Source organism: Edaphobacter bradus (assembly GCF_025685645.1).
GTDB classification, from domain to species: Bacteria; Acidobacteriota; Terriglobia; order Terriglobales; family Acidobacteriaceae; genus Edaphobacter; species Edaphobacter bradus.
In genome coordinates this window covers 1209583-1235576 of the sequence record NZ_JAGSYF010000002.1, presented here as the reverse complement: position 1 = coordinate 1235576, position 25994 = coordinate 1209583, and the positions used below count along the sequence as shown (strand labels likewise).

The window sequence follows — 25994 nt, the reverse complement described above, 5'->3', positions numbered from 1 at the left end:
CTTGATTGCCTATGCCTGATTGCGTGATTTGAAGGAGCAGCCCCTGTCGCCCGTCACCGGGCCTCCCTGCTGTTCCTGTCTCTTCCTCATCCGTTCGAAAACGGTCGAATATCTTTTGCCGCTCCTTAATTACTTCCTTGCCGCCTACGACGCCTGTTCGTCAGTCGTTACCGCGGCGATCGAGTTCTTCACAAACTCCAGCTTGACGCCGTCTGGCTGAACCCGCAACACCACGGCGTCGTCCTTCACCGTGAGAATCGTCCCGCGGATGCCGCCGTTAGTCGTGACGCGGTCGCCGGCCTTTAACTGGCCCAGCATCTCCTGCCATTTTTTCTGCTTCCGCTGGTTGGGTACGATCATCAGAACGTACAGCACCACAAAGAACAGCACGGGTAGCGCAAGCCCGCCGAGACTGCCAAGCCCGGACGGTGCGCTTTGAAACCAGATTGCCAACATCAAGCGCTCCATTTCTTACAAAGCAACACCCGCTCGAGCGCAAACGTCCGCACGACCGTGCCCACAGGCCGAAATAGGGTGCCTAGCCCTTTAGCATCGCGTAACCGAAACCCCATGTCAAGGAACCCCCGCCCGCCTTAGTATTCGGAGGGAGCGCAGGGCTTCAGCCCTGCTAAAGATCAACAAGTTATGAGGGGGCTTTTAACCCCGGGCCTTCGTCTCCGCAATCGCCAACTGTATTTTCAGCACCCTCTACAGCTTCTCCGGCCACTCCTTATCCGGACTCACCGGAAGCGGCTGATCCATCCCAAGATTCTCCGCGCTAATCTCCGCAAAGATGAAGTTCTCCGGAGCCACCGGACAGCCCGCAAGCCTCCGCAGCATCGCCAACTGCCCGGCATGTGTCATCGCATCCGAAAACGGCCCCTGCAGCATCACCTCCGGAGTAATCCCCTGGAACTCCGTCCCCGCCTCCAGATGCCGCGCCAAGTCCTCCAGAACCCCGTGGAAATCGGCGATCGCCTCAGCAAACTCCGCATGCACCCGCGGCCGGTAGCTGCCCCCTATCAGATAGGTCCGCGCATACCCCAGCACGCTGTCCATATGACGAACCAGCTCATGCGGAGTCCGAACCTTCAACCCCGCCTTGAAATCCCCGAAACCCTCCGGAGCATCCCGCAGCGCCTTCTGCGTCCTGTAGGCCAGCGCTGCCAGAAAATGCCGCAGCATCATCCTCTTCTCATCCATCTCGCGCCTCTCACCTTGACTCGTGCCTATCGTTATACAAAATCCCTGCCCCTCTATAATTCCGCTCATGCCAAACCCCGCCGAGCAGGACCCGCGCGTCTACTTCGCCGCCGAGCGAACCCTGCTCGCCTGGATCCGGACCGGCGTTGCTCTCATGGCCTTCGGATTCGCCATCGCCCGCTTCGGCTTATTTCTCCGCCAGATGCAGGCCGCCCGGACCGCCACGACCGCTCACAGCATCTGGGGCTCGCCCCTCACCGGAGTCGTTCTCATCGCCCTCGGCATCCTCGTCAACGTCAGCGCCTCCATCAACCACGTCCGCATTGTCCGGCAGCTAAGCTCCGGGACCTGGATTCCCGGCAAGATCTCAAAGACCGCTATCATCCTCTCCGCCCTCCTCGCTGTCCTCGGCACAGCCATGGCAATCTACCTTCTCCTCATCCACTGAACGCCTGACGCCCTCTCGCCCGCCCTTTGCTTCCCCTCGACGCCAGTCCCGTTGCCTTACCCCTACGCCCTCCAAAAAAATGAGTCACTTACGCCAGACCAACACTCAGATACCCGGAGGCTGCCGCATGAATCCCATGGTCCCCCCAACGATCCCGCTCCCCGAAGCCACAGCCGCCCACCGGGCCGCCTTCCGCCAGCTCCACGAGAGCGGCTTCTTCGTCATCCCCAACCCCTGGGACGTCGGAACCGCCCGCATGCTCCTCGCGCTGGGCTTCAAGGCGCTGGCCACGACCAGCTCCGGCTTCGCCTTCAGCCACGGTCTTCCCGACACCGACTGGGCCGTGCCCCGCGACCTCATGCTCCAGCACATCGCCTCCATCGTCGCTGCCGTTGACCTCCCCATCAACGCCGACTTCGAAGCCGGCTACGCCCACGCCCCCGAGCAGGTCGCCGAAAACGTCCGTCTCTGCGTCGAGACCGGCGTCGCCGGCCTCTCCATCGAGGACGCCACCGGCGACTCCGCCAAACCGCTCTACGATCTCCCCCTCGCCACCGAGCGCATCCGCGCCGCCCGTGAGGCCGTCGGCAACTCCGGAATCCTGCTCACCGCCCGCGCTGAGTGCTTCCTCGTCAACTGCCCCGACCCACTTGCCGAATCCATCCGACGCCTCCAGGCCTACGCCGAAGCCGGAGCTGACGTCCTCTACGCCCCCGGAGCACGCACCCGCGAGCAGATCCAGGCCATCGTCGCCGCCGCCCACCCCAAACCCATCAATGTGCTCGTCACCTCCAGCACGCCCATGTCGCTGTCCGAACTGGCAGACCTCGGAGTCCGGCGCGTAAGCACCGGCTCCGCCCTCGCCCGAGCCGCCTGGACCGGCTTCCTAAAAGCCGCCCGCGGAATCGCGCACGAAAACACCATGGCCGGACTCGACGGAATCACACCCTTCGACGAGATCAACAACTTCTTCCGCAAAGACCTCGCCTGCCGAGCCATCGAAGAAGCCGACAAAACGTAAAACAGAAAATCACCACAGAGAAGATTCAGACGAAGCAGACGTGTGGATGGATCAACTCGCAGATCATCCGCGCCAACGGCGGCTTCGCTTAATCCCCCACATCTTACCCAACGAAGAAGCGGACAAACCCTAAAGCTGCACGCGCCAAAGAGTGACGGTGCAGCTTCTGGATCTGTCCGCAACCTCAGCCGATGCAACCTAGAAGACGAAGCGCATCGAGAGTTGAGCCTGCCGGGGATCACCGACTCCGACACGCAGGAAGCCGCTGAAATCGAAGAGAGGCACCGAGCTCAGCGGGTTGAGATTGTTCTTGTTGTTGAAGGTGTTGAACATCTCGACGCGAGGAACGAGTTCCCACTTTCCGTCATGGAACTTGAAGGGACGAGCCACGCCGAAGTCGAGCACGAAGAAGGCATTGTCTTTGCGAAGGTGGTTGCGGCCGCAGTCGATGCCGTTGACGAAACGCGTCAGCGAGTTGTTGAAGCTGCACGGCGCTCCGGTTCCAGTGCCTAAAACGTTGTCGGTCTGCGGTTCGGCGGAGTGCTGCTGGATGCGAAGGTTGCCCTTGAAGCCCCAGGGTAGATCCCCAAGTGCGAACGCGTTGAACTTGTGCGCCTCATCGCGGTCCGAGAGGGAATACTCTGACGCAAGATTGTAGAGGTTGGCGTAACGGAAGGTGAATGGATCGCGCTCGTTGGAGTCGTCGTCACGGTCATGCGAGTAGGTGTACTGTGCTTCGACCTGGAAGTGGTGTGTGAAGTGCTTCCGAACCCCGAAGGTGACACCGCGATAAAGCGACTTGGCATTGCTGATGGTATTGGTGACCTGGCCAAGCTCCTGGCCTTTTATCAAAAACGGCGCGGGGCCCGCGTAAGACACGGTGTCAGAATCGCAGGCGGGGCCGCACTTACCGGGAAGTACCGCGGTCGGTCCCACGTTGGGATTGACGAAGCGCGTCAGATACACGCCCTTCGAGTCCGTGAAGTCCACGAAGGCCACGAAGTCCCGGAAGATCTGCTGCTCGTAGCCGACGTTGAACGCAAGGATGCGGGGGTTGTGGTAGTTCCTGTCGAAGACGGTAACTCCGGCAAAGGGGCAGCCGGTAACAGGACAAGGGGAGACGGGAAGACCCTGGCCGTAGGTCGGATTGCCGAGTCCCGAGAAATTTGTGAGGGTCTGTTGCTGCACGCCGTTCGTGGTGATTGCTCCGACTTGGGTCAGCATGTTCTGCCGTGCGTAGAAGATTCCGGCGCTGCCGCGAAGCACCGACTTGCCGCCGCCGACGATGTCATACGCAAAGCCGAAACGCGGCTGAAACTGCGTCTTCTGATTGGGAATGTGGCCTGTCGAAGGAAAAGGTATGGGTAAGGACGAATTGTTGATGTACGGTCCATACAGCGTCTTTGAGGGCGCGACCACCGGATCGGGGAAGATCTGCGCGTCCCACCGCAGGCCGTAGTTGAGGGTCAGCCGCGGCAACACCTGCCAGGTGTCCTGAGCAAAGACTGCCGGCTCATGGTTGCCGATGTCGGAATAGCCGGCCTGCTGGACCGTCTGTCCTGCCCGCGTGCCCGCATCCTGAAGGTACAGGAGAAGCGGGCTGCCGAAGTTCGTCGTCCCTGCCGGGCAAGACGCTGGAGCTGTGACGTAGGAGCCGTCAGAACATGACTGCGTGTTCGGCCCAAAACCGTTGCCTGCACTCGCTGCCGTTGCGTAGTGCAGGAAGCCGACGGTGTCACCGAAGATGTAGCGGCCCAGAGCGAACCCGTCGAAGATCTGCGTATTGTGGCTGTAAAGATATTCGCCGCCAAACTTGAGCGTATGCTTGCCGACGATCCAGGAGAAGTTGTCTTTGAAATCCAGATGGTAGAAGGTCTCGCTGGCGCCCGGTCCCAGGAAGAACGGCTGGCCAAACCGGAACGACGGAAAGAATCCGATGCCCGTATCGCCCACCGCGTTCCCGTTGATCGCCGACCGCGGACGCGTCTCATGCCCATAGGTCACGTGCGCCTCGTTCAGGTGTCGCTCGTTTAGCGTCGACGTCAGGTTAAAGTTGAGTGTCTGGATATGGGCCCCGCCTTCCACGCCGTTGGCAGTCGTGCCATACGTGGCGACGTCGAAGGTCTGGTTGGGATTTCTCGAATAGTCAAAGTTGTAAGAGCCGAAGAACTGGTTCTTCGGGTTAATCGAGTAGTCGATGCGGCCGAAGAACGCCCCGTTGTGGACCACGTGATCGACAGGCAGGCCCTCGTTCTGATTGAAGTTGGTCTTGTAGAAGTTGAGCAGCACCTGACGTTGGCAATCGCCGTTAGCGGCGATCTGCGCTTCAGTGATGTTGGAGCGAAACACGGGATTGGACACCGGGCAAGGGCTCGAGGCCAGAGCTTTTGCGTTATAAGTGCTCAGGTTCGTCCGCAGTAGGTTTTCGTCGATGCCCTCGGCCGCCCCGAAGAAGAAGAGCTTGTCCTTGATGATGTGGCCGCCCGCGCTGCCGCCGAACTGCTCGCGATGAAAGTTCGTCAGAGGCGTGCCGTCGGAAGTAGCGGCCGTCAAACCCTCAAGCCGCTGGTAATAGAAGGCGCTGCCATGAAGGTCATTGGTACCGGACTTCGTGATGACGTTCACGACACCGCCACCGGTCCGGCCGAACTCCGCGTTGGCGCCGGTGGCCACAACCTGAAACTCCTTGACAGCTTCAAGAGTGATATCGACTGCCGCGCGCTGGCCGCCCGACTGCTCGCCGAAGAAGCCGTTGTTATAGTCGCCGCCATCGAGGCTGATGTTGTTGTAGATGCCGCGCTGCCCGTTGATGTTGATCTCGTCGCCGTCCGGCCCCTGCGAGATGCTGACACCCGGTGTCAGGGTGAGCAGGTCCTCGAACTTGCGGCCGAGAACTGGCGTCGTCGCAATCATCTGCTCCGCCAGTGTCGTGGTCGAAGAGGTCGTAACAATATCCAGCAATGGCGCGGAGGTCACGATGATCTCGGTCGTCGTCCCCGCAACCTGCAGCGTCATTCTGAGCGATATGGTGTGGCCTATCAAAAGCGTCAGGTTCTCCTGGATGGTCTGGGCGAATCCAGGCTTCGAGATCTTGACAACATAGGGCCCCGGTTGGAGAGAGAGGAACTCGAAATGACCTGATCCGTCCGTGACCGCCTGATGAGCTACAGCGGTCTCGACCTCGTCCGCCTCAACCGCAACGCCAGGAACCATCGCCCCGCCTGCGTCCACAACATCACCCACAATGCTTCCGTTAATCGCCGTTGCCTGAGCACACAGACCCACCGTCCCGATCCCGAACAACAGGATCGCGAATAGAGAGAGTTTTCTTGAAAGATTCGTCATTTGGGCTCCTATAAATTACTGCAATATTCCGATGTGGTTCAGCCATGCAACGTGCGACTGAAAGAATCGTTGAACAATGACCGGTTCCGGCTACGCGACAGCCTTCCAGGAACAACGCGGAAGTGAGAGACCGAAGAGCGGTCCCTCAAAAAACGACTTCGTAGCCACTTTTGTTTGTGAAGACACTATCACTTAAGTATAAGAAAATGAAGAAAAATTGAGATCGCCCCCCACAAAGGCCCATCTCAGGCCCACAGACCACCTAACTCCCTAAAAGCAAACCACTTCCGAGAGACACGCCCCTAGCTACTCGCGCGTGAGTGAATTGCCAGCGAGCGATGGGTGAGCGTACGAAATTTGCCGTACAAGAGGTGTTCGCAACCTGAGGAGGACTAGCGTCACCCAAGCTCCGCCCAAAGGCTAGGTAGAAGGTTCAACTCTTGGATGTCAGCTGAACTGTGATCGCGGCGCGATCCACATCGGCTGGAAAATTGCTAATTTGAGTCGTCCCCAGGCTGCGGGACCGCATCTGGTTGATCAAGAAAAAAAGTCACAACCTCTTCGAATACTTCTTTCCCAACATTCACCGCGCGGTGGACGCGATTGCTAGGCTCCGCCCAATCTACTTCGCCAACAGAAATCTTCCACGGCTGAGTTTCTCCGCCGTCGCGGAACTCTATGTTCAGGAGGGCACCGCTCAGGACGACGGGCACTCGATGAAAGGGTCAGGATGACATTGTGAACAAATAGGAATGAAAAAGCCCCAGTAAAACTGAGGCTTTTCGTTTTTCCTTTTCCAGCCAGTCTGCCGCCGGTGGCCGGGGGTCACTCTTTTACACTACTGAGAGTTGGGTGCGCTATCGGGCAGAGGGAGTTTTTGCCTGGATGAAGGCTGCGCATTGGAGTTCGCAGCCTGATCCGTGGCTGGCGCAGGATGATTGCCTCCATTGGCCATCGCAGCCAGATCCGACTGCTGATACTTTGGCGCGCTGACGTATCCGTGGATGTGATCCTTGCTGATGCTATTGATGACGATCTCGACTGGCCGCTGGCTGTCGGGTTGATAGAACATGACGGGCTGGTAGAGATTGACATGCTTCTGAGACAGGTTGCGATCATCCACCATCAACTGCAGGTCGGCATACTGATGCTTGGTGTCGGCTTTTCTCAAGCTTATGCTTATGGCGCCTTCGCGCTGGAACTGCTTAGATTTCTGGAGGTCGAACTCAGAGTAGTTGCGCTCGCCCTTCTTCTCCAGCACGACAAGCTCGTCATGGGTGCGCGCAATCGATCCGGTCAGCTCGGTGCTGGTGTTTGCCAGATTATTGCGGGTATCCTCGATCGCCTTGCCCTGGGCATCTACCTGCGATTGCAGCTTTTTGAAGCGCAGGTCCGCGGCACTGGCATGATGAGTTGCATGAGGATGGCTGGTCGCCATCGCGACGGAAGGTGCTGACGGTGCGGCGGCCTTTGCTTCGTTGCTTACGGCAAGCGCATTCACCTTTGCGGCGAGAGCATCCATCTGGCCCTTCGTGGCGCTGAGTTGGGCCGTTACCTGGCCATTCTGTGCTGCCAAGGTCTGCGCGCTGTGGTGCTCATGTACGGCGTAGCCAATGCCTGCTCCGGCGACAACCACTGCAACGATATAAGGGACCACGCGCTTCGCAACCGGCGCAACCCCTGTAATAAGGGAATCTTCCATAACGTGCCTCCGGAGACACCTCCTTATGGAGACACCTCCCTATATAGATAAGCACGTTCGATTCCACATCACTGAAACTGCAAGTTATTGGCTGCCTGTGGGTTCCAGTCTATGACGCTACGAGACCTCGGGCAGAAAATTCTCGACCGCCAGAAATTCTTGCTGGCCGACGGGACAAGCCATGTTCCGTGCCGGGCGAATTGGCCGCAGAAGCTCCACTGAGTGTCCACTACCTTTTAGTGGACACCTCGGAGATGAGATTAAGAGACTTCGGCAGCCATGTTCCAGGGCAACAGTTCCTCAATCCGGCTGAGGCGTCCGGCCTGCATCTTAGGGTCCTGGAACATCATCTCCACCTGATCACGGATGCCCTTGATTAGTTTCCGAATCTTTAAGAGTCTGCGGGCTTCTGGAGAGCCCTCGCAGAGAATCATATTGATAGCGCACATAGCCGCGACGCGTCGACTTGCATATCTGCTTGCGTGACGAAATGAGTGTATGCTCCGATCGTTTGATGGAATCCGTAAGGAAGGAAAACGGAACATATGAGCTTTCAGCCTATTGAGAATTACGGCGTTATAGGCAACATGCGGTCGATTGCATTGGTAGGCATGGACGGCTCGATCGATTTTCTCTGCTACCCGGATTTCGATTCGCCCACTGTATTTGTTGCGCTGCTCGATGCAAACGAGGGTGGCCGGTTCCAGATTCAGCCCCAGCTCACGAACATGCGAATACGCCAGCTCTATTTGCCGGATACAAACATTCTGCTGACGCGATTTCTTGCCGAGGAAGGTGTAGCCGAGTTGACGGATTACATGCCGATTGAGAAGGACGTGGAACAGCCGAATGAAATCATTCGGACGGTCTCGGTGATCAGAGGCAACGTACATTTCAAAATGCATTGCCAGCCACGATTTAACTATGCAAGATCAGCGCACCGGACGGAAATCGCGGAGCGCTGCGCGACGTTCTTCCCGATCGACGATATTTGCCCGCCAATGGCTTTGTACTCCACTGTTGCTTTGGAGCAGCACTCCGAGGACGTAATCTCACACTTCGACTTGCAAGCCGGCGCAACCGCAACCTTTGTGCTCGGTGGACTCCGTCCCCGCGATCAACCACCTGAGATGGAGTTTGTAGGGCAGCGCTTCCAACAAACAAGCGGCTTCTGGAAGACATGGATTGCGAAATCGAAATACAAGGGTCGCTGGCGAGAGATGGTCAACCGCTCGGCTTTGATGTTGAAGTTGCTGATTAGCCGAGAGCATGGTTCATTAATCGCAGCGCCTACATTTTCTCTGCCGGAGAGTATTGGGGGAGTGCGGAATTGGGACTATCGCTTCACGTGGTTGCGAGATGCGACATTCTCGCTTTATGCACTGATTCGACTCGGATTTGTCGAAGAAGCGGAGGCATTCATTGAATGGCTGAAGGGGCGGCTGGGTGATAACGCGGAGCGAGGACCATTGCAAGTAATGTATGGAATCGATGGCAGACAAAAGCTCGACGAGCTGACGCTGGACCACCTGAGCGGGTACGAGGGTTCACGGCCAGTACGCATCGGAAACGCCGCTTATCAGCAGCTGCAATTGGATATTTACGGTGAAATGATGGACGCCATTTACCTGGCAAATAAATACGGCGATCCTATCTCATATGCCGGATGGCAGGATGTTCAGCGCATCCTCGAATGGTTGAGAAAGAACTGGCAACGGCCTGACGAGGGAATATGGGAAGTTCGCGGTGGAGGAAGAGGATTCCTCCACTCTCGCGTAATGTCTTGGGTTGCCTTCGATCGCGCTTTGCGTCTTGCACAGAAACGCTCGCTTTCGGGCCCTCTCGATGAGTGGCAACGCACGCGAGACGAAATTCGGAACGACATCTTTACGAACTTCTGGGATGACCGACTCCAGTCCTTTGTGCAAGCTAAAGGGACGGAAGATTTGGACGCTTCGGCGCTGCTGATGCCAATGATGAGGTTCATTAGCCCCGTGGACCCAATGTGGATCTCGACTCTGAGAGCCATAGAAGGAAGACTGATCGAAGACACGCTTGTCCGTCGCTACGACGTGAAACGCACACATGTAGACGGCCTTCCGGGTGAGGAGGGGAGTTTCATCGCGTGCTCGTTTTGGTATGTGGAATGCCTGGCCCGTGCTGGTGACCTGGAGAGGGCCCAGTTATTGTTTGAAAAGCTCTTGGGATATGCCAATCATCTCGGCCTGTATTCGGAGGAACTTGGTGCGAATGGGCAACATCTTGGGAATTTCCCCCAAGCGTTGACACATCTTGCGCTGATCAGCGCGGCAACCTATCTTGACAGGGCCCTCTCGGGAACAGGAGAGACGGTGTGGCGCTAGATCCCGAAATAGGCTCCTTCCCCGTGTTCAATGTTGAATAGGAAGCAAATCACAATAGAATGTGAAGCAACATTAGGGGTCCGTAGAACCGGAGTTATCGAGCCCGGCTGAAAAACAGTTAACCCTGCCGACCACAAACGGAGACACACGCACGGATCGTTTCGGAGACAGGCGCTCGCGTAGCCCATCTACCCTACCGAGCACGCGCCCTATACCTACTGGGTGAGGTCTATCGAGCAGGGGAATCAGGCCAATACGTCGAATTCTCCGCTATCGTGGTCGCACCGGCTACCGAGATGGCAATCCGCTCGCCGTAGCTGACTCCGAGATGCCTGAATTGCTGCGTCACTTGGGATTGTGGCAGCCTGGCGAGGCGTTGCCTGTTCCTGCCCACTTGCCCCCAAGGATGCCATCATCTGTTTATGCGGCAAGGCGAAGAGTGGTGCAAGCGATGAGTGTGGTCGGTCTGCACGCCAGCCATACCTACTGATCGTTGCTGGCGTATTGTCGGCTATCCGGAAGGAATCACTGGGCCGCGAAGCCGGCTAGTCGGACAAGCACCATCATTCTCAGTTGCCGATAACAGGCCTCTTCATGAACTGGCGCTACCCGGAATCGACCAACGGATCGCACCCGTCGTGATCTGTCTTGACTTTGCCGCCGGACTAAATCTGCAAGCGACTCATTCCAACGCCCTTACAACTGCATTCCCAAAATTTCTCAGCAAAAACCCATGTCAAGCCCCCAAACCACCTAATCCCATAAAAACAATCCACTTACGAGTGGCAGAGCACTCCCTGCCATATTGCTAAAATAGACCTAGCAGAAAAAAGCAGAAGCCCCGGTCACCCGGGGCTTCTGCTTTTTGCGCCGCTAACTCCTTTCGATGGAATATTTTGACCCCTAACCCCTTTACCATGAATATTTTACGAGCCAGTAACCACATTATGTTGCTGAAACAAAACAACTTAACATCGCTACATAGGGGGAGGGGGGTGGGGGGTGCCCAACAGCCGCTCCGCCAGCTTCTCCACCGTGTTCTCCGGTTCCTCGCAGATGCCGCTATGCACCGGCGAGACCTGGATGATCGTGCTGCGCGGCGAGACCAGCCAGTGGAAGCGCTCCCTCTGCGACAGCTTCGCGATCGGCCCCGCCGAAGGATCGCCCGCCGCGATCTTCGGGATAGCCTCCAGGTGCTTCCGCACCAGCTCCACATCGAGCTGCGGCCACAACGCCCTGAGCCGCGCCTCGTCGACGAAGACGCGCGCCTCCAGATACCTCCGCTCGAGGCAGAAGACGATCACGCCCGCGTTGATGAACTCCTCGCGCTCCACGCGAGGCACAACGCGCACCAGCGCATAGTCAAACGAACTCGGCACGGGCACGTTTCGCCTCCTCCACAAACTTCGACGAAGCCTTCAGCCGACGCAACAGAAAATCCAGATATATGTGCCGCTTCTCGCCGGCCGCAAGACCGTCGTTCTCTCGCAACAGCCACTTGTCGGGCACAGCTTCCAGCACCTCCTCGAAAAACTCGGATCCCAGCAGGCCGTGCGCTTTCTCGTCCGCCTGATCGAGCGAGCGCGCCCACGGCAATAGAATATGGTTCCTGCTCTCGCGGAACGGGCTCTTTGCCTTCTCCAGCATCGTCTCCCAGTCGTGGTGATAGTAGAGCGCCGCGCCGTGGTCGATAAAGTAGAGCTCGCGGTGCCAGTTCAGCAGGTTGGCGTTGCGCGGCGTGCGGTCCACGTTGGCCACGAACGCATCGAACCACACCGCCAGCGAAGCCGTCGCAGCGTCAGCCTTGTCTCCGGCCGCCGGATCGAACATCGTCGAGCCGGGCAGATAGTCGAGCCCCACGTTCAGCCCGACGCTAGCCTTCAGCAGATCGCGAATCTCCCGGTCTGGCTCGTTGCGGCCAAGCGCGGCGTCCACCTCGACAAACACCAGTTCCGGAACATCAAGCCCCAGCGCGCGGCCGATCTCGCCCGCCACCAGCTCCGCCACCAGCGCCAGCGGCCCTTGTCCCGCGCCGCGAAACTTGAGCACGTACATCCCGAGATCATCCGCCTCGATGATCGCGGGCAGCGAGCCGCCTTCGCGCAGCGCTGTAACGTACTGTGTCGCCCGAACCGTCCGCAGCTCCATCCGCTCCAGTGTAGCGGCTCGCGCATGCTGTCCAGGCTGGATTTATGCTTCTCGCATGGCCATCAGCAACGACATCGAACTCATCCAGCGGCAGGAGGCCGAACTGCACTTGCCCCGCTTCGACCACGACACCGCCTGGAGCCTCGGAACCACGCTGCGCGATCTCGCACTCGCGCGCAACCACAGCATCGTGATCGATGTCCGCCGCTTCGGCCAGCCGCATCAGCGGCTCTTCTACACGGCCCTCGACGGAACCACGCCGGACAACGCCCGCTGGGTCGAGCGCAAGGTCAACGTCGTCGCCCGCTTCCACCGCAGCTCCTATCAGGTCGGCCTCTACCTCGAGCACCTCGGCAAGAGCTTCAGCGAACGCTACAACCTTCCCGAGGAAGACTACGCCGCACACGGCGGCTGCTTCCCCTTGCACGTCACCAACGCGGGCGTAGTCGGAGCTGTCACGGTCTCCGGCCTGCCCCAAAGCGAAGACCACAACCTCGTCGTCGAGGCGCTCTGCCTGCACCTCGGGCGCGAGTACGCCTCGCTGCGCCTATAAGCGCTCGCACATCCCACAAAAGTCGCGGCGACAAGCGAGCGATGTCTGTGATCTTATAAAGCCTCTCATTCGAAAGCCGATACGATCTGTATGTTGACTCGAGCATCCACGCGACCTGGCATGTACCTGGGCTCAGCGCTCATCGTCCTTGCCCTTGCGGCGGCGCTGGGAGGCTGCGGCTCAGGCATCCTCTCGTCTGTCTCGACGAATACCTCTCCGGTGGGAGCCACTCCCATCCGGCATGTCGTCATCCTCATGCAGGAGAACCGGACCTTTGATAACCTCTTCAACGGCTTTCCCGGAGCCGACACCGTCCAGACCGGCATGAGCCACGGGAAACCAGTCCCGCTCGTGCCGGTCTCGCTGACCGATCCGCGCGACCTCGGCCACAGCCACCCCGACTGGTGGAGGGATTGGAACAACGGCACGATGGACGGCTTCGCTGTACGCGGAAGCAGTCCGACCGCGGCCTACTCCTACGTGCCGCATAACGAGATCGTCCCCTATTGGACGCTCGCCCGGCAATATACCCTCGGCGACCGCATGTTCCAGTCCAACACCGGCCCAAGCTTCGTCGCCCATCAGTACATGATCGCCGCGCAGTCCGGCAACACCTCGGAGAACCCGAGCGGCGGAATCTGGGGATGCGATGCCGCGGCCAACTCCCGCGTCGCGCTCGTCGGCCCCAACGGCACCGACCTGCCGGGAGTCTACCCCTGCTTCGACTACCAGACGATGGCCGACCTGCTGGACGCAAAGAATATAAGCTGGCGCTACTATGCCCCCGGCGATGGGCAAAACGACTACTTCGCCCTCTCCGCCTTTCAGGCCATTCGCCACATCCGCTACAGCTCCGACTGGAGCGCCAACGTTATCGCGCCCGAGACCAGCATCCTGAGCGATATTGCCAAGGGCGAGCTGGCCGCGGTCACCTGGGTTATCCCTTCGTTTGCGCACTCCGATCATCCGGGCTCGCGAAGCACCGAAGGGCCGGACTGGATCGCCTCTATCATCAACGCCATCGGCGCCAGCAAATACTGGGAGTCTACCGCCATCTTCATCGCATGGGACGACTGGGGAGGCTGGTACGATCACGTCTCTCCGCCACAGGTCGACAAGATGGGACTCGGCTTCCGCGTCCCCGTGCTTGTCGTCTCGCCCTACGCCCGGCACGGCTACGTCTCGCACGTTACGCACGAGTCCAGCGGCTTCCTCAGCTACATCGAGGCCATCTACGGCCTCCCCAGCCTGGGCGCGCGCGACGCTTCCGCCGACAACTTCTCAGACTGCTTCGACTACACACAGCCGCCGCAACCCTTCATCCCGCTCCACACCCAGCGCACCGTAGAGTACCTCATCCACGAAGGACCCTCAGGCCCGCCTGACGACGACTAGACCCGGCCCGGCTCGCAGCAACGAGGATCGCAGCCATGCACCTTCCTTCCCTCAACCCGATAAGCCGCGCGCACCTCGACGCCCTCGTCTGGGCCTCCGGCCTGCTGCTGCAATCAATGCTGCTCACCGTGCTGTTCACGCGTGGACTGGCGCGCCGCGCTCCTTACTTTACTGGCTTGATCGCGTTCTATCTGGTGCGTTCCGCGACGCTCTACCTCACCTACGGCCTCCTGAATGCTGAGGCATACCGCAGCCTCAATGACCTCTCGCAATCGTTCGAGGTCCTGGCCGACTTCGGCATGGGAATCACGTTCGCGGCCTTACTCGTCTGCGTGAAGAACTACTCTGAGGGCCACACCCGTGCTTCCCGCATTCTCGTTGCTGTCGCACTGGCCATCGCTGCCGCTACGCTCACCGAACTCACCGGCCATGTTCCCCGCGCCACGGTGCAGCCCGACCGCGCGCAGATCTTCTTCGCCGTCTTCCTCCTTCTGCTCTGGAGCTGGAGCGTGATCCTCCGCACCGTCGCCGAGCCCACTCGCTCTCTTCTGCGAGGATTCGCCCTCTACAGCGCAGCCAGCTTCGCCGCCAGTCTGGGCCGCGCCCGCGCCTCGCTCCACCACAGCAACGCGGAGTATGCCGCGTGGTCGTACGGACTGGCATTGGCCTATCTGGGGGTTGTTGTCTTCTGGATTCTCCATCTGCTCCGACTCCCCGAAGAGGATCCTGAACTCATTGTGGAAGCTGCCGTAGTTAAAACAGACACTGTCTTTGCGGAGAGGTGCAGGCAAGATTGACACTGTTCCCTTCAGCCTGCACAGTCCAGTCGCTTCGTATCCGACTTCACTGCCCCGGCAGCGACAGCATCAGCCGCACCAGCTCCGTTTGGCGGCGGGCGCCGGTCTTAGTCAGCACGCGTTTCACGTGGAACCGTGCCGTCTCGAGCGTGATGCCGGACCTCGCCGCTATCTCGCCGACCTCTCTGCCGCCGGCCAGCATGTCGGCGATCCGAGCCTCGGCCGGCGTGAGCCCGAAGAGGCTACGCAGAATGTCGCACCGGGAGGGCATCGCCGCCTCCGGATCGCTGACGAAGACCAGCGCCGCCAGTTGCCCGTAGTTGTCCAGCAAATGCGACTGGTAGGGAATCACCGTCACCCGCAACGAGCAGCGCCCCGGCCTGCGGCTTAGCGACAACGAACCGCCGGACGAGACTCCGATTCGTGCCCCCGCCGCGACGGCCTCAGAGAGCTGCGCCTGCAAAAGGCTGTTCTCTTTCGGAAAAGTAGCTGCAAGGCGTCCGTTGATCAGCCGGATTCCGTCTCCGTTCGCCGCGATCTTCTCCGCCTGCCGGTTCGACAGCACCACACTTCCCTGGCGATTTACCCCGAAGACGGCATGGCCGAACACATCCAGTCCGGCCTCCAGTCCCTCGGCATTCAACCGCAACTGCGACATCTTTAAATGCAGCATCAGGGCCCGCTGCAAATGCGGCATTAGCGTCTCGAGAACAGTTCCTTCGCGGTCTTCAAATGGGTTGTTATGTTTGGGCCGCATAAACGTAACATACGCAGGCTCCAGACCGCCCATAGGGATCTTCAGCCCCATGGAGTAGTGCATGTTATTCGGCTCAAAGTAGTCATTGTAGAACTCTGTCTTTTCAAACTCGTCGTTCGGCACCGCTCGATGGGCATAGCGAGCCGTGCCATTGGGAAACATGGCATCGCACCGCTCCGCCAGCACATTCACCGCATGGTAGTGCTCCGCGTAGGGCACCAAAACCTCAGGATCCATACGTGCCAAACACGAGACATTGGGCGTGGCTGGATCGGGAAAACTGGCAAACAGCAACGACTCTCTGCCCTGTATCGTTTCGGCTATCTGGTCCAGAACAACCGGCCAGAGTGAAGCGTCATCAACCGCGCTGTAGACCAGTTCGATCAGTCCAAGCAGCTTACCGATCCCACCAAGCACCTCTTCCGGATTCTCGTACACCTTCATCCTCGGCTCTGAAGCTCTGCACTAAACGCAGGACCGTCCGTGAAACAAGTTTTAGGGGAGTTTTCCGATTGTGCCACAGATATCTCCCATATGGGAGATGCCATTGCGTGAATTGTTGGGAAAGATAGGAGGACGCTCAATACCACTCTTGGAGAACTGCCTTGCGATCGATATTCCTGTCTGCCTCGCTTCTCATCCTGCCGGTGCCGCCATTCGCCATCCTGCTCGCCTGCGGTTCACCCGCCGTCTTTGCCCAAACCCCGGTATCGCCGAAGCTCTTTGCTATCGAGCCAGCGGTCGCGGCTTTCAGCAGCAGCGTTACGACCAATACGACGGATACGGAAACAGCATCCGACAAGCAGACGCCGGTCCTCACCTCCGGCGCTCACCTTGTCGCCCCGACCCGGCCGTTCTCCACTGTAGGCGCAGCCGTCTCCGTAGGGACGCTTGGGATTGGAGGCCAGGTGGCGGCTCCACTCTCACAGCGAACGAACCTGCGGGTAGAGGGCAATTTCTTTTCCTACAACAGCGCAACTTACACCAATGACGGCATCAACTACACAGGAACCCTGAAACTCCGTTCCGTCGAAGCATTACTGGACTGGTTCCCGTTTGGCGGCTCGTTTCGTGTGAGCCCCGGGGTGCAACTTTACAGCGGACTGAGCGCGGCCGCAAACCTAGCCGTGCCATCCGGCCAATCATTCACGCTCAACCATACATCCTATGTAAGCAGTACCTCTGTTCCAGTCACTGGAAACGCGGCGCTCACAACTCGTACGGCATCGCCGATGTTCACCTTTGGATGGGGCAATATCGCTCCCAGGCACGGACACATCAGCGTTCCCCTTGAGCTGGGATTCGTCTATCAGGGCGCACCGAAAGTGTCGATGGTTCTCGCAGGCAAGGCATGCAATCCTTCCGGCTTGAACTGCCGCGATGTGGCGACGGACACCGGTATCCAGTCCAACCTGGCCGCACAGCAAAAGATTGTCAGCGACGATATTGGCCAGTACTTCCGGTTTTACCCTGTCATCTCCATCGGCTTCGGCTACAAATTTTAGGTTTCACCATAAATATCTCCCCACAATGGGAGATGCGATTGCGTGAGTTGTTGAGAAATCCTCCCCAATTTTAGAAGTGGAGATTGAGTCAAATGATCAACCAAAGTAAGTGGATCTTCGCTGGAATCCTTTGTCTGGCGTTGCCCATGTGTAATCCCGCCCTTGCCGATACCTTGCCACCAGCCACCGCCACTCAGATTCTGACAGTTATAGGGGGACCGGTCGGCGGTGGCGGTGTGTACCAGGGATTCTCGCCATATGGCGATCTGGTCGTCCACAGTGCCGGCTTCATTGGCAGCTCAAGTGCGGCTACCGCAGAAACCCAGGGCGGCGCCGACCCGACGGCAATGAGTCGCGTGACCATCTCAGGGCAACCCGGCGGAACTGGACCAAGTCAGAGTTTAGACTCCAGGACGATCATCCGGTACGAGCTTGAAGTCAACGGGCCCGCTGGAACCGTTGGGGTCAACGTCGCAGGTGCGGGAGACGCCTATGCGTCTGGCGCGTTCTCAAACCTTGGCTCCGAGGCCATCTTTACCGTCTCGCCTGCGAGCGGTCCAGCAATGATCGATGACATGGCTTGCGCGGGCGACACGTCCAGTCTGGTCAACCCCTGCTCGGGTAGCACCAGCTTCAACGTCAATACGACATTGCAACTTCAAACCAACACCGCCTATGTCGTAAACCTCTTGACCGAATCCCATTTCTCGATTGTCCTAAGCGGCGGTAACCCTAACATAGGGTACCTGGAGACCTTTGCCGGAATAGATCCAACCTTCACTCTTGCCACCACCGACCCTGACTACAGCCTCAGCTTCAGCCCCGGCTTAATCCCCGACACGACACCAACCCCCGAACCATCCAGCCTTGCACTGCTGAGCACAGGTGCCCTCGGCGCTTTCTGCACGTTTCGGAGGAGGCGTGGCAGGTACCCCATATCGCGGCGACTTGAAGTGTGCGCTACGGCCAAAGCCTGACACAAAACTGAACGGATCGCTACAAAACAGCCCGCTCCGCGGCATTTGCCAGTTCCGCCCGCACCCGCTCCATCGTAGCCAGGTAGAAGTGCAGGTTGTGGATGGAGTTCAGCGAGAGCCCCAGCGGCTCACCCGCAACAAACAGATGCCGCAGGTAGGCACGCGAGTATCTGCGGCACACCATGCACCTGCACGCCGCGTCGATCGGCCCCTGGTCCTCGGCGTACTCTTTGCGCTTGATGTTCATGCGCACGACGCTGCCGTCGGCCTCGCGCGCGAAGAGCAGACCGTGGCGTCCTGCGCGTGTCGGCAACACGCAGTCCATCATGTCGACGCCCATCTTCGCGTATTCCTCAATCTCGTCTGGATAGCCGACTCCCATCACGTAGCGCGGCTTATCCTTCGGAAGCAATTCGAGCGTGCGGGCGATCATCTCCCGCGTTACCTCGCGCGGCTCACCCACGGCAAGACCGCCGATCGCGTAGCCGGGAAAGTCCATCTCCACCAGCCGCTCGGCAGATTCCTTGCGCAGATCGGCGTACATGCCGCCCTGCACGATTCCGAAGAGGCTCTGCGTCGCGCCATTCAGCACTTCGTGCCACGGCACGCGATGCGCATTCGCGGCGAAGTGATCGTGCGACCGCTGCGCCCATGCGTGCGTCAGGCCCATCGACTCCTTCGTGCGCTCCCAGCTCGCCGGAGTCTCCACGCACTCGTCGAACGCCATGGCGATGTCCGCGCCAAGAGCAATCTGCACATCCATCGAGTGCTCGGGCGAGAAGAAGTGCCTCGACCCATCGAGATGCGACCGGAACTCCACTCCATCCGGCGTCACCTTCCTGAGTTCACTCAGGCTGAAGACCTGGAAGCCGCCAGAGTCCGTCAGCATCGGCTGATCCCAGCCCATGAACTTGTGCACGCCGCCCAGCCGAGCGATCAGCTCATGCCCCGGCCGCAAGTACAGGTGATACGTGTTCGCCAGGATGATCTTCGCGCCGCTGCCTTCATCGCCCAGCGTCTCCAGAACACCCTGCTCCACCGCCTTCACGCTCGCTGCTGTTCCTACCGGCATGAATACGGGCGTCTCGACGACTCCGTGCGGCAGCGCAAGCCTTCCTCGCCGTCCGCCGCTGCCGGCCGTCCGCAAAACTTCAAACTGTAAAGCCATCTCTTCATTTTACGTTTGGCCACGTCGGCCTTCGCAGAGGGCCACCGAAATCTACAAGTCAGGGGAATTGGAACGCGCTAGACTAACGCTCAAATCACCGCCATGCCCGATCTCCCGGACAACCCGGCAACAGAACCGAACCCCATGCTCAGCGAGCCCGAGTTAGTCTCACCGTTCGAAGGCTCCGCTCTGATGCCGCATCCTCCAAAGGGCCGCCGCGCCGCCGCGGCCTTCATCTTCCTCACCGTCTCGCTAGACATGCTCGCCCTCGGCATGATCGCGCCGGTCCTGCCGCGCCTCATCGAAGGCTTTCTCCACGGCAACACGGCCAGCGCCGCGCAGATGCTCGGCCTCTTCGGGACCGTCTTCGCGGTCATGCAGTTCTTCTGCTCGCCTATCCTCGGCTCGCTGTCGGACCGCTTCGGCCGCCGCCCCATCGTGCTGCTCTCGAACTTCGGCCTCGGCTTCGACTATCTCCTGATGGCCTGGGCTCCCGCGCTGCACTGGCTCTTCCTCGGCCGGCTCATCTCGGGCGTCACGTCGTCGAGCATCCCCACCGCCATGGCCTACATGGCCGACGTCACACCGCGCGAGCGCCGCGCCGCCGCCTTCGGCATGTTGAGCTCGGCCTTCGGTCTCGGCTTCGTTCTCGGCCCCGCTGTCGGAGGCATCCTCGGCAACATCAACCCGCGACTTCCCTTCTGGGTCGCAGCCTGCCTGAGCCTCGTCAACGGCCTCTACGGCATCTTCGTGCTGCCTGAATCACTCTCCGCGGCAAACCGTACTGCCTTCTCCTGGCGTCGCGCCAACCCTGTGGGTTCGCTCACGCTGCTGCGCCGCCACTCCATGCTTCTGATGTCGAGCGTGCTTCTGCTCGGCTACATCGCGCAGCAGTCGCTGATGAACGTCTACGTCATCTACGCCGATTACCGCTACGGATGGACCAACCGCACTGTCGGCCTGTCGCTCGCCGTCATCGGAATCTGCAGCGCGATCTACGGCGGGCTGCTCGTCAAACCCACCGTCGCGCGCCTCGGCGAACTACGCACCATCATGATCGGACTTGTCGGCGGCGCGCTTGGCTACACCGCCTTCGGACTCTCCCGCACAGGACTGCTCTTCTGGTTCGGCATTCCTCTGCTCAACATGATGTCGCTGACCTGGCCCTCGGCGCAGAGCGTGCTCTCCCACAAGACCAGCCCCTCGGAGCAGGGCCAGCTTCAGGGAGCCATCAACGGCCTGCGAGGCATCGCCGGGCTGATTGGCCCTGGGACCTTCACCTGGATCTTCAGCAAATCCATCGGAGCCGACGCGTTGATTCGCCTGCCGGGCTCGCCGTTCTTCTTCGCCGCATTTCTGCTTCTGGCCTCGCTTCTTCTCACGCGGCTAAGCGAAGCACCGCAGCGTCCTCACGCCTGACGCTTCTCGCAACCTTTGCTCAACGTCAGCGCGGCGCTCGCTGAGGCAGCCGCAGCCAGCCCCCCTGCGACCCACACCACCACGCGAAAGCTTGCAACAAAAGCTTCTTCCACAGCTGCTCTGCCAGACGAGTCGCTCGTCTTAATCGCGCCCAGCTTGATCCGCTGCGACTCTACCTGCTGCACAACCTCCACCGAAGCACCAGCCCGCTCAAGCCCATGCGAGAGCGATGGAGCGAACACATGGAAGAAGACCGGTGCAAGCACCGCCAGCGCCAGCAACGCAGCCACTTGCGAAACGGCGTTGTTGACTCCCGATGCGACACCCGTCCTGCTCTCATCGACCGAACTCATCACCACCGTCGTGAGCGGAGCTACGCTCACCGTCATCCCCAACCCCAACACCAGAACTCCGGGAAAGTATGTCGTCCAGTACGACCCACCGACCGATGGCCGCGCCAGCAGCACAAAGCCCACCGCTGCGATCAGTGGACCAGTGATTAGCGGAAGCCGCGCGCCGTGTCGTGAGATTAGCCCGCCCGCCCAGCGCGACAGTAGAAACATCAGCAGGATCAACGGCAGCAGCGAAGCCCCGGCGGCCGTCGGCGAATATCCCTGCGCCTGAATCAGATTGAGCGGAAGATAGTACAGCGCTCCGCCGAACGCTGCGTAAAGAAAGAACGTCAGCAGATTCGCTCCGAGAAAGCTACGGCAGCGAAAGAGCTCCAGCGGCATCATCGGAGAGCTCGACCTTTGCTCCGCCGACAGAAACGCGGCCAGCAACATGACCCCTACGATGCCGGCAAGCCACACCCAATGCCCGCCATGCGAGCCCTCGATCAGCGCATACGTAACGCCGCTAAGCCCACCTGTCGCCAACGTGACGCCCGTCCAGTCAAGATCCCGCAATCCACGTAGGGGCGATCTAACAGCAATCTCCGGAACCCTCTTCATAACAATCCACACCGCCACGAGCGCAAGCGGCACATTGATAAAGAACACCCACCGCCACGATCCATGCTGCGTCAACCAGCCGCCCACAACCGGCCCGACCGCCGTCATCATCGATGCGAAGCCCGACCACGTCCCAATGGCCCTGCCTCGCCCGTCCGGCGGAAAGCTCGCGCTCAACAGAGCCAGGCTGTTCGGCACGAGCAATGCGCCTCCCACTCCCTGCAGGCTTCGCGCCGCGATCAGCTGTCCTATGTCTGAAGCAGAACCGCACCACACTGAGGCCGCAGCAAACAAGACAACTCCAGCAACAAATACCCTTCTCACTCCAAGCCTGTCGCCGAGTGATCCGCCCACCAGCAGCAGAGCCGAAAGAAACAGTCCGTACGCCTCCACCACCCACTGCGCCTGCGTTCCGCTTGCGCCTAGCCCCGTTTGAAGCGAAGGCAGCGCGACGTTCACTACCGTGCCGTCGATGAACTCCATGCTTGAGCCCAGCACCGTCGCCGCCAGCACCCACGCTCCGTTGCTCACCACGGTCGTTCGCAGAGGCTTCGAGAGAACCTGTGCGTCATCGCACGGCAGTCGTCCGCAGTTCATCCAGCGCTCCTCTCGTTTGCTGGCGCAGCTTGGTTCAAGCTACACCATCCCTCGAATGCAAAAGAAAAAGCCAGCCGCTTGGAAGCGGCTGGCAGGGAGGAAGCGTTTCTTGTGGTTCTAGAACATCACCTTGAGACCGAACTGAATGATGCGCGGCTCAAACGTGCTCGTGATCTGCCCACCGCTCGTGGGAGTGCCGGAATTCGCAACCGATCCATTCGAGCTGAACGACTGCAATGTTCCACCCAGACCGCTGCTGGGGAGATACAGATTGGTGTGGTTGAAGATGTTGTAGAACTCCGTGCGGAACTCCACCTTCAGGCTCTCGATGGGCGTGCTGAACTTCTTGTTCGCCGCGAGATCCGTCTGGTAAAACGCCGGCGTGCGCCCGGGGTTGCGTGATGCATTGCCAAACGGACTGAGCAGAGCGCCGGAGGCGCTCTTCGTCGCTGGCAGCACGAATGCGTTGTAGTTGATGTAGTTCACATAGCCAGTACCTGCAGATCGTGAGGAGCGCCCCTGCGTGACCTTCTGGCCCTGAACACGGTTCGGGCGATACTCGTTGGCGCCGCGATACGTCGCCCCGATCTGCGGGGAGGCTGCAGTTGCGGAGTTCGGCGAGTAGACCAGGTTGAAGGGGGTTCCCGCCTGCGCGGTATTGATGGCACTGATCTGCCATCCGCCCAACACGCTGTCGATAAGGCCGTTGGCGCCGCTGAGGTACTTACGCCCGCGGCCAAAGGGAAGCTCGTACACAAGACTCGTGACGTTAGCGATTGGAAGGTTGTAGTCGGACTGCGAGTAATCAGCCCTGATGTTGTTCGCGTCCTGAGGCGAAGGCGTATTGCCTTCGAGCGATGCGCTGGCGTTGTCCAGCGAGTGCTCCCAGCTGAATGAGTTCAAGAGAGTCAGGCCGCCGACCATGCGCTGCTCATAGCGCACCTGCAGCGCGTTGTAGTTCGAGTAGAACTCATTCACCGCCGCCGTGATGTCGCTCGGCCAGTTGGCATACGGCCGAGTGAAGCCCAGCGACGGGTTCTTCTGGTTCGCATTCAGGAAGCCCTGCAGCTTCAGCCCATGGTTTCCGACGTACGCAACATCGAGAAGGATGTTCTTCGAGAGCTCGCGTTGCACGCTGAGGAAGTAGCTCTCGACGTAGCTGTCCCGGGTGTCCTTCGGGACCCAGGTGATGTTGTCGGTGGCTGGGTTGAATGTCGTCACCAGAGTGGAGGGGTAGCCCTGGTCGGCGGTGACGTAGCAGTTTGTGGCGGGAGCTCCATTCGGACACTTATTCGCCGGGTTTGGCGCCAGAGACCCCGTCTGGGGCACCGAGACAAACAGCGCCTGCGGAGCGTTGATCGCCAGAATATCGCCCGAACCAGCGCGCGTGTAGTGCACGAAGTTCATGCCGAAGCCGCCGCGAATCGAAGTATTCGCCTGAGGCGCATAGGCAAAGCCGACGCGCGGGCCGAAGTCATTGAGATCGGGATTGACCAGCGTGCTGCCGTAGACTCCGCCGCCATGGTACGGCGTGATGCCGTTCCCCGCCGTGGCGCCGGGTGAAAGGGTCAGCACGGTCTGCGAGATGGGGTCGAAGTTAGAGATGTAGTTGTGCTGCTCCGAGTAGGGCGAACCGTACTCCCAGCGCAAACCGAGATTCAGCGTCAGCTTCGGAGTCACCTTCCAGTCGTCCTGCGCGTAGACGCTTTGCATCGTTTGGCGGAGATGCGCGACGAAGTAGTTGGCCAACGAGTACGCGCTCGTTGTGCCGAAGAGGAAGTCCGCCCAGTACGTATCCGAAACCGTCGAACCGGACGCGCTATATCCGCCGCCGTACGTGTAGGAGCCGTAGAGTGGATTGTTGTCGTTGACGGCCATCCAGATGTGCTCGTACTCGTAGCCGAACTTCAGCGAGTGCTTGCCACGAGCCCAGGTGAAGTTGACCTTGGGATCAATCAACGCGGGGTTCTGCCACTGCGGATTCGTGCTCTGCCGGCCAAACCCGGTAAAACCGGTGATGCCGATCGAAGGCAGACCGCCAGCGACAACCGGGTTGCTGGGCAGCCCTGGAATCGTGAAGGCGTTGTTGCCGATCGATAGCGTGTACTTTCCGGCCTTCGTGCGCGAGAGCCCGAGACGGGCGTCAATGATCTTGTCCGCGCCGATGAGGTGCGTGTAGCCCAGCGCGACCTGCTGGTCCAGAATCCTGATCTTGCCATTCGTCTGGCCGTCCAGCGGAAGAGGAATCGTCGGATTGTTGACCGCATTTTCCTTGCGGTCACTGATGCGCAGGAACCACGAGCTGCTGGGGTTCTGCTGGTAGTCGAGGCGAAGGTCGCCCTTGTCTGCATTGTCGGTAAAGGGAGCCTGCACTGCATAGTCGTTCGAAGCCAGGCCGGTCGAAGCCAGACCGCTCACCGGAAGCCCGGGGATTTGCTTGAAGTACGAGACAATCTGCCGCGAGAGCGGATTGATCGCTGCGGCGGGGATCGGCGTTCCCGCCGCGTAGACAGTGCCCGTCGTGGGGTTCTTCACCGGCACCACGAGGATGCCATTGAGCTCATTTTGGGTCGGCAGCGTAAGAACGCTGAGGGGCTTGAGCGTCTGGCGGAAGCCCTCGTAGTCAAGAAAGAAGAACAGCTTGTCGTGAACGATGGGGCCGCCGACGTTCATGCCGAACTGGTTGCGGTTGAACGTGGACTTCTTGAAGGGAACGACGCTGCCGGTGTTGCTCACAATGTTCGGCTTGAAGAAGCCGGCTGCGTTCAGGTCCGTGTTGCGGATGAACTCGTACACCGCGCCGTGGAAGCGATTGGTGCCGCTTGCAGACGCCACGTTGATCGTCGCTCCCGAGGATCGGCCGTACTCCGCGCTCTCGTTGTTGGTGACGATGGCGAACTGCGCGACCGAGTCTGGCGGGACGGCGATGATCTGGTTGTCGAAGCCCTGATTGCTCTCGCCGTAGGCGTTATTGTCCATACCGTCCAGCAGATAGTTGTTGAACATGCTGCGCTGGCCGTTGACGTTGTACGCACCGGCGCGAACAAGGCTGCTGATCGAGCTGGTGGTTGCTGCCGTTGGCGCCTGACGCGCTCCCGTCACCAGCCCCAGCAGGTCGGAGTAGTTGCGGCTCACCAGCGGAAGCGCCGCAGACTGGTACTGCGTCACGATCTGTTCGCGCTGACTCGTGTCGGTCTCCACCTGCAGCGAGACGCCCGTGACCTCGACCGTCGTGCTCGTCTCGCCGACCTTCAGCGTCAGGTCGATGCGCTGGCGCGTCGCCACGGAGACCGTGATGTCGGTCGCCCGCGACGATGCGAAGCCGTACTTCGACACGTCCACGTTGTACTGGCCAACACGCAGTTCAGGAACCTCATAGTCGCCGCTGTCGTTGGTCGTCCTCGTGCTGACAATGCCCGTCGCGCTATTTGTAACCTTCACAGTTGCACCCGGAACCACAGCTCCTGTGGCGTCGTGCACCGTGCCCACGATGCTGCCGTTTTCGTACTGCGCCAGCAGTGCGACGGGCAGAAGAAAGAGGCACACAAGTGCCAGAAGGAGAAGGATGGATTTGCGCATGGCTACAAATCTAGCCACGTAATATGTCGCAGACTTCACTGGATGATGAATAGAGTGTTTCATC

General features: G+C 59.7%; 19 protein-coding genes. 9 read left to right on the top strand and 10 right to left on the bottom strand.

Features of this window, described 5'->3' with window-relative positions; genetic code table 11:
- Positions 1 to 144: 144 nt before the first annotated feature.
- Positions 145 to 456 carry a preprotein translocase subunit YajC gene (gene yajC, locus OHL16_RS11305; RefSeq protein ID WP_263367229.1) on the bottom strand — a complete coding sequence of 104 codons (312 nt, stop codon included), beginning with the start codon at positions 454 to 456 and terminating at the stop codon, positions 145 to 147.
- A gap of 252 nt (positions 457 to 708) precedes the next feature.
- Positions 709 to 1203 (bottom strand): hypothetical protein, encoded by a 495-nt coding sequence (locus OHL16_RS11300; RefSeq protein WP_263367228.1) that lies wholly within the window; start codon positions 1201 to 1203, stop codon positions 709 to 711.
- Positions 1204 to 1270: 67 nt separating this feature from the next.
- Between OHL16_RS11300 and OHL16_RS11295 the strand changes: the two genes are divergently transcribed.
- Together OHL16_RS11295 and OHL16_RS11290 are read left to right on the top strand one after the other, a co-directional pair.
- Positions 1271 to 1651 (top strand): YidH family protein, encoded by a 381-nt coding sequence (locus OHL16_RS11295; RefSeq protein WP_263367227.1) that lies wholly within the window; start codon positions 1271 to 1273, stop codon positions 1649 to 1651.
- 127 nt (positions 1652 to 1778) lie between these two features.
- The gene (locus OHL16_RS11290; protein WP_263367226.1) at positions 1779 to 2672 is read left to right on the top strand and encodes an isocitrate lyase/PEP mutase family protein; all 894 of its coding nucleotides are present in this window, start codon (positions 1779 to 1781) and stop codon (positions 2670 to 2672) included.
- 198 nt (positions 2673 to 2870) lie between these two features.
- Here the strand turns inward: OHL16_RS11290 and OHL16_RS11285 are convergent, their stop codons facing one another.
- Positions 2871 to 6017: a TonB-dependent receptor gene (locus OHL16_RS11285; RefSeq protein ID WP_263367225.1), complete on the bottom strand. Its 3147-nt coding sequence runs from the start codon at positions 6015 to 6017 to the stop codon at positions 2871 to 2873.
- Between the two features lie 838 nt (positions 6018 to 6855).
- A complete protein-coding gene (locus OHL16_RS11280; RefSeq protein WP_263367224.1) occupies positions 6856 to 7719 on the bottom strand; it encodes a hypothetical protein in 864 nt (287 codons plus the stop codon).
- Positions 7720 to 8264: 545 nt separating this feature from the next.
- On the opposite strand from OHL16_RS11280, the gene OHL16_RS11275 reads away from it, so the two are divergent.
- Complete coding sequence (locus OHL16_RS11275; protein WP_263367223.1) at positions 8265 to 10082, top strand: glycoside hydrolase family 15 protein; 1818 nt, start codon at positions 8265 to 8267, stop codon at positions 10080 to 10082.
- A gap of 977 nt (positions 10083 to 11059) precedes the next feature.
- On the opposite strand, the gene OHL16_RS11270 is transcribed toward OHL16_RS11275, so the two are convergent.
- Entirely contained in the window at positions 11060 to 11467 is a 408-nt protein-coding gene (locus OHL16_RS11270; protein ID WP_263367222.1) for a DUF3037 domain-containing protein, read from the bottom strand.
- Complete coding sequence (locus tag OHL16_RS11265; protein ID WP_263367221.1) at positions 11445 to 12230, bottom strand: HipA family kinase; 786 nt, start codon at positions 12228 to 12230, stop codon at positions 11445 to 11447. Before OHL16_RS11265 ends, OHL16_RS11270 begins: the two co-directional genes overlap by 23 nt.
- 55 nt (positions 12231 to 12285) lie before the next feature.
- Between OHL16_RS11265 and OHL16_RS11260 the strand changes: the two genes are divergently transcribed.
- From OHL16_RS11260 to OHL16_RS11250, 3 genes are all read left to right on the top strand, one after another.
- The gene (locus OHL16_RS11260; RefSeq protein ID WP_263367220.1) at positions 12286 to 12783 is read left to right on the top strand and encodes a heme-degrading domain-containing protein; all 498 of its coding nucleotides are present in this window, start codon (positions 12286 to 12288) and stop codon (positions 12781 to 12783) included.
- Positions 12784 to 12873: 90 nt separating this feature from the next.
- On the top strand, positions 12874 to 14178 hold the full coding sequence (locus tag OHL16_RS11255) for a phospholipase C (protein WP_263367219.1): 1305 nt from the start codon (positions 12874 to 12876) through the stop codon (positions 14176 to 14178).
- Positions 14179 to 14213: 35 nt separating this feature from the next.
- Positions 14214 to 14975, top strand: a complete 762-nt coding sequence (locus tag OHL16_RS11250; protein WP_263367218.1) for a hypothetical protein — start codon at positions 14214 to 14216, stop codon at positions 14973 to 14975.
- Positions 14976 to 15021: 46 nt separating this feature from the next.
- Here OHL16_RS11250 and OHL16_RS11245 read toward each other — a convergent pair whose 3' ends face one another.
- A complete protein-coding gene (locus tag OHL16_RS11245) occupies positions 15022 to 16176 on the bottom strand; it encodes a helix-turn-helix transcriptional regulator (RefSeq protein WP_263367217.1) in 1155 nt (384 codons plus the stop codon).
- A 161-nt stretch (positions 16177 to 16337) separates the two neighbouring features.
- Between OHL16_RS11245 and OHL16_RS11240 the strand changes: the two genes are divergently transcribed.
- Both OHL16_RS11240 and OHL16_RS11235 read left to right on the top strand, forming a co-directional pair.
- Positions 16338 to 17237, top strand: coding sequence for a hypothetical protein (locus tag OHL16_RS11240; RefSeq protein WP_263367216.1), 900 nt, complete (start codon positions 16338 to 16340; stop codon positions 17235 to 17237).
- A gap of 92 nt (positions 17238 to 17329) precedes the next feature.
- On the top strand, positions 17330 to 18214 hold the full coding sequence (locus OHL16_RS11235; RefSeq protein ID WP_263367215.1) for a PEP-CTERM sorting domain-containing protein: 885 nt from the start codon (positions 17330 to 17332) through the stop codon (positions 18212 to 18214).
- A 19-nt stretch (positions 18215 to 18233) separates the two neighbouring features.
- Here OHL16_RS11235 and tgt read toward each other — a convergent pair whose 3' ends face one another.
- Positions 18234 to 19382 (bottom strand): tRNA guanosine(34) transglycosylase Tgt, encoded by a 1149-nt coding sequence (gene tgt / locus OHL16_RS11230; RefSeq protein WP_263367214.1) that lies wholly within the window; start codon positions 19380 to 19382, stop codon positions 18234 to 18236.
- A 102-nt stretch (positions 19383 to 19484) separates the two neighbouring features.
- Between tgt and OHL16_RS11225 the strand changes: the two genes are divergently transcribed.
- Complete coding sequence (locus OHL16_RS11225) at positions 19485 to 20801, top strand: TCR/Tet family MFS transporter (RefSeq protein WP_263367213.1); 1317 nt, start codon at positions 19485 to 19487, stop codon at positions 20799 to 20801.
- On the opposite strand, the gene OHL16_RS11220 is transcribed toward OHL16_RS11225, so the two are convergent.
- Both OHL16_RS11220 and OHL16_RS11215 read right to left on the bottom strand, forming a co-directional pair.
- Positions 20792 to 22351 (bottom strand): MFS transporter, encoded by a 1560-nt coding sequence (locus OHL16_RS11220; protein ID WP_263367212.1) that lies wholly within the window; start codon positions 22349 to 22351, stop codon positions 20792 to 20794. The two genes, OHL16_RS11225 and OHL16_RS11220, sit on opposite strands and share 10 nt — an antisense overlap.
- Positions 22352 to 22468: 117 nt before the next feature.
- On the bottom strand, positions 22469 to 25993 hold the full coding sequence (locus tag OHL16_RS11215) for a TonB-dependent receptor (RefSeq protein ID WP_263367211.1): 3525 nt from the start codon (positions 25991 to 25993) through the stop codon (positions 22469 to 22471).
- Position 25994: the final 1 nt, after the last annotated feature.

Bases quoted from the DNA above. Each gene is read 5' to 3' on its own strand.
- yajC (WP_263367229.1), bottom strand. From the start codon at position 456: ATGTTGGCAATCTGGTTTCAAAGCGCACCGTCCGGGCTTGGCAGTCTC.
- OHL16_RS11300 (WP_263367228.1), bottom strand. From the start codon at position 1,203: ATGGATGAGAAGAGGATGATGCTGCGGCATTTTCTGGCAGCGCTGGCC.
- OHL16_RS11295 (WP_263367227.1), top strand. From the start codon at position 1,271: ATGCCAAACCCCGCCGAGCAGGACCCGCGCGTCTACTTCGCCGCCGAG.
- OHL16_RS11290 (WP_263367226.1), top strand. From the start codon at position 1,779: ATGAATCCCATGGTCCCCCCAACGATCCCGCTCCCCGAAGCCACAGCC.
- OHL16_RS11285 (WP_263367225.1), bottom strand. From the start codon at position 6,017: ATGACGAATCTTTCAAGAAAACTCTCTCTATTCGCGATCCTGTTGTTC.
- OHL16_RS11280 (WP_263367224.1), bottom strand. From the start codon at position 7,719: ATGGAAGATTCCCTTATTACAGGGGTTGCGCCGGTTGCGAAGCGCGTG.
- OHL16_RS11275 (WP_263367223.1), top strand. From the start codon at position 8,265: ATGAGCTTTCAGCCTATTGAGAATTACGGCGTTATAGGCAACATGCGG.
- OHL16_RS11265 (WP_263367221.1), bottom strand. From the start codon at position 12,230: ATGGAGCTGCGGACGGTTCGGGCGACACAGTACGTTACAGCGCTGCGC.
- OHL16_RS11260 (WP_263367220.1), top strand. From the start codon at position 12,286: ATGGCCATCAGCAACGACATCGAACTCATCCAGCGGCAGGAGGCCGAA.
- OHL16_RS11255 (WP_263367219.1), top strand. From the start codon at position 12,874: ATGTTGACTCGAGCATCCACGCGACCTGGCATGTACCTGGGCTCAGCG.
- OHL16_RS11250 (WP_263367218.1), top strand. From the start codon at position 14,214: ATGCACCTTCCTTCCCTCAACCCGATAAGCCGCGCGCACCTCGACGCC.
- OHL16_RS11245 (WP_263367217.1), bottom strand. From the start codon at position 16,176: ATGAAGGTGTACGAGAATCCGGAAGAGGTGCTTGGTGGGATCGGTAAG.
- OHL16_RS11235 (WP_263367215.1), top strand. From the start codon at position 17,330: ATGATCAACCAAAGTAAGTGGATCTTCGCTGGAATCCTTTGTCTGGCG.
- tgt (WP_263367214.1), bottom strand. From the start codon at position 19,382: ATGGCTTTACAGTTTGAAGTTTTGCGGACGGCCGGCAGCGGCGGACGG.
- OHL16_RS11225 (WP_263367213.1), top strand. From the start codon at position 19,485: ATGCCCGATCTCCCGGACAACCCGGCAACAGAACCGAACCCCATGCTC.
- OHL16_RS11220 (WP_263367212.1), bottom strand. From the start codon at position 22,351: ATGAACTGCGGACGACTGCCGTGCGATGACGCACAGGTTCTCTCGAAG.
- OHL16_RS11215 (WP_263367211.1), bottom strand. From the start codon at position 25,993: ATGAAACACTCTATTCATCATCCAGTGAAGTCTGCGACATATTACGTG.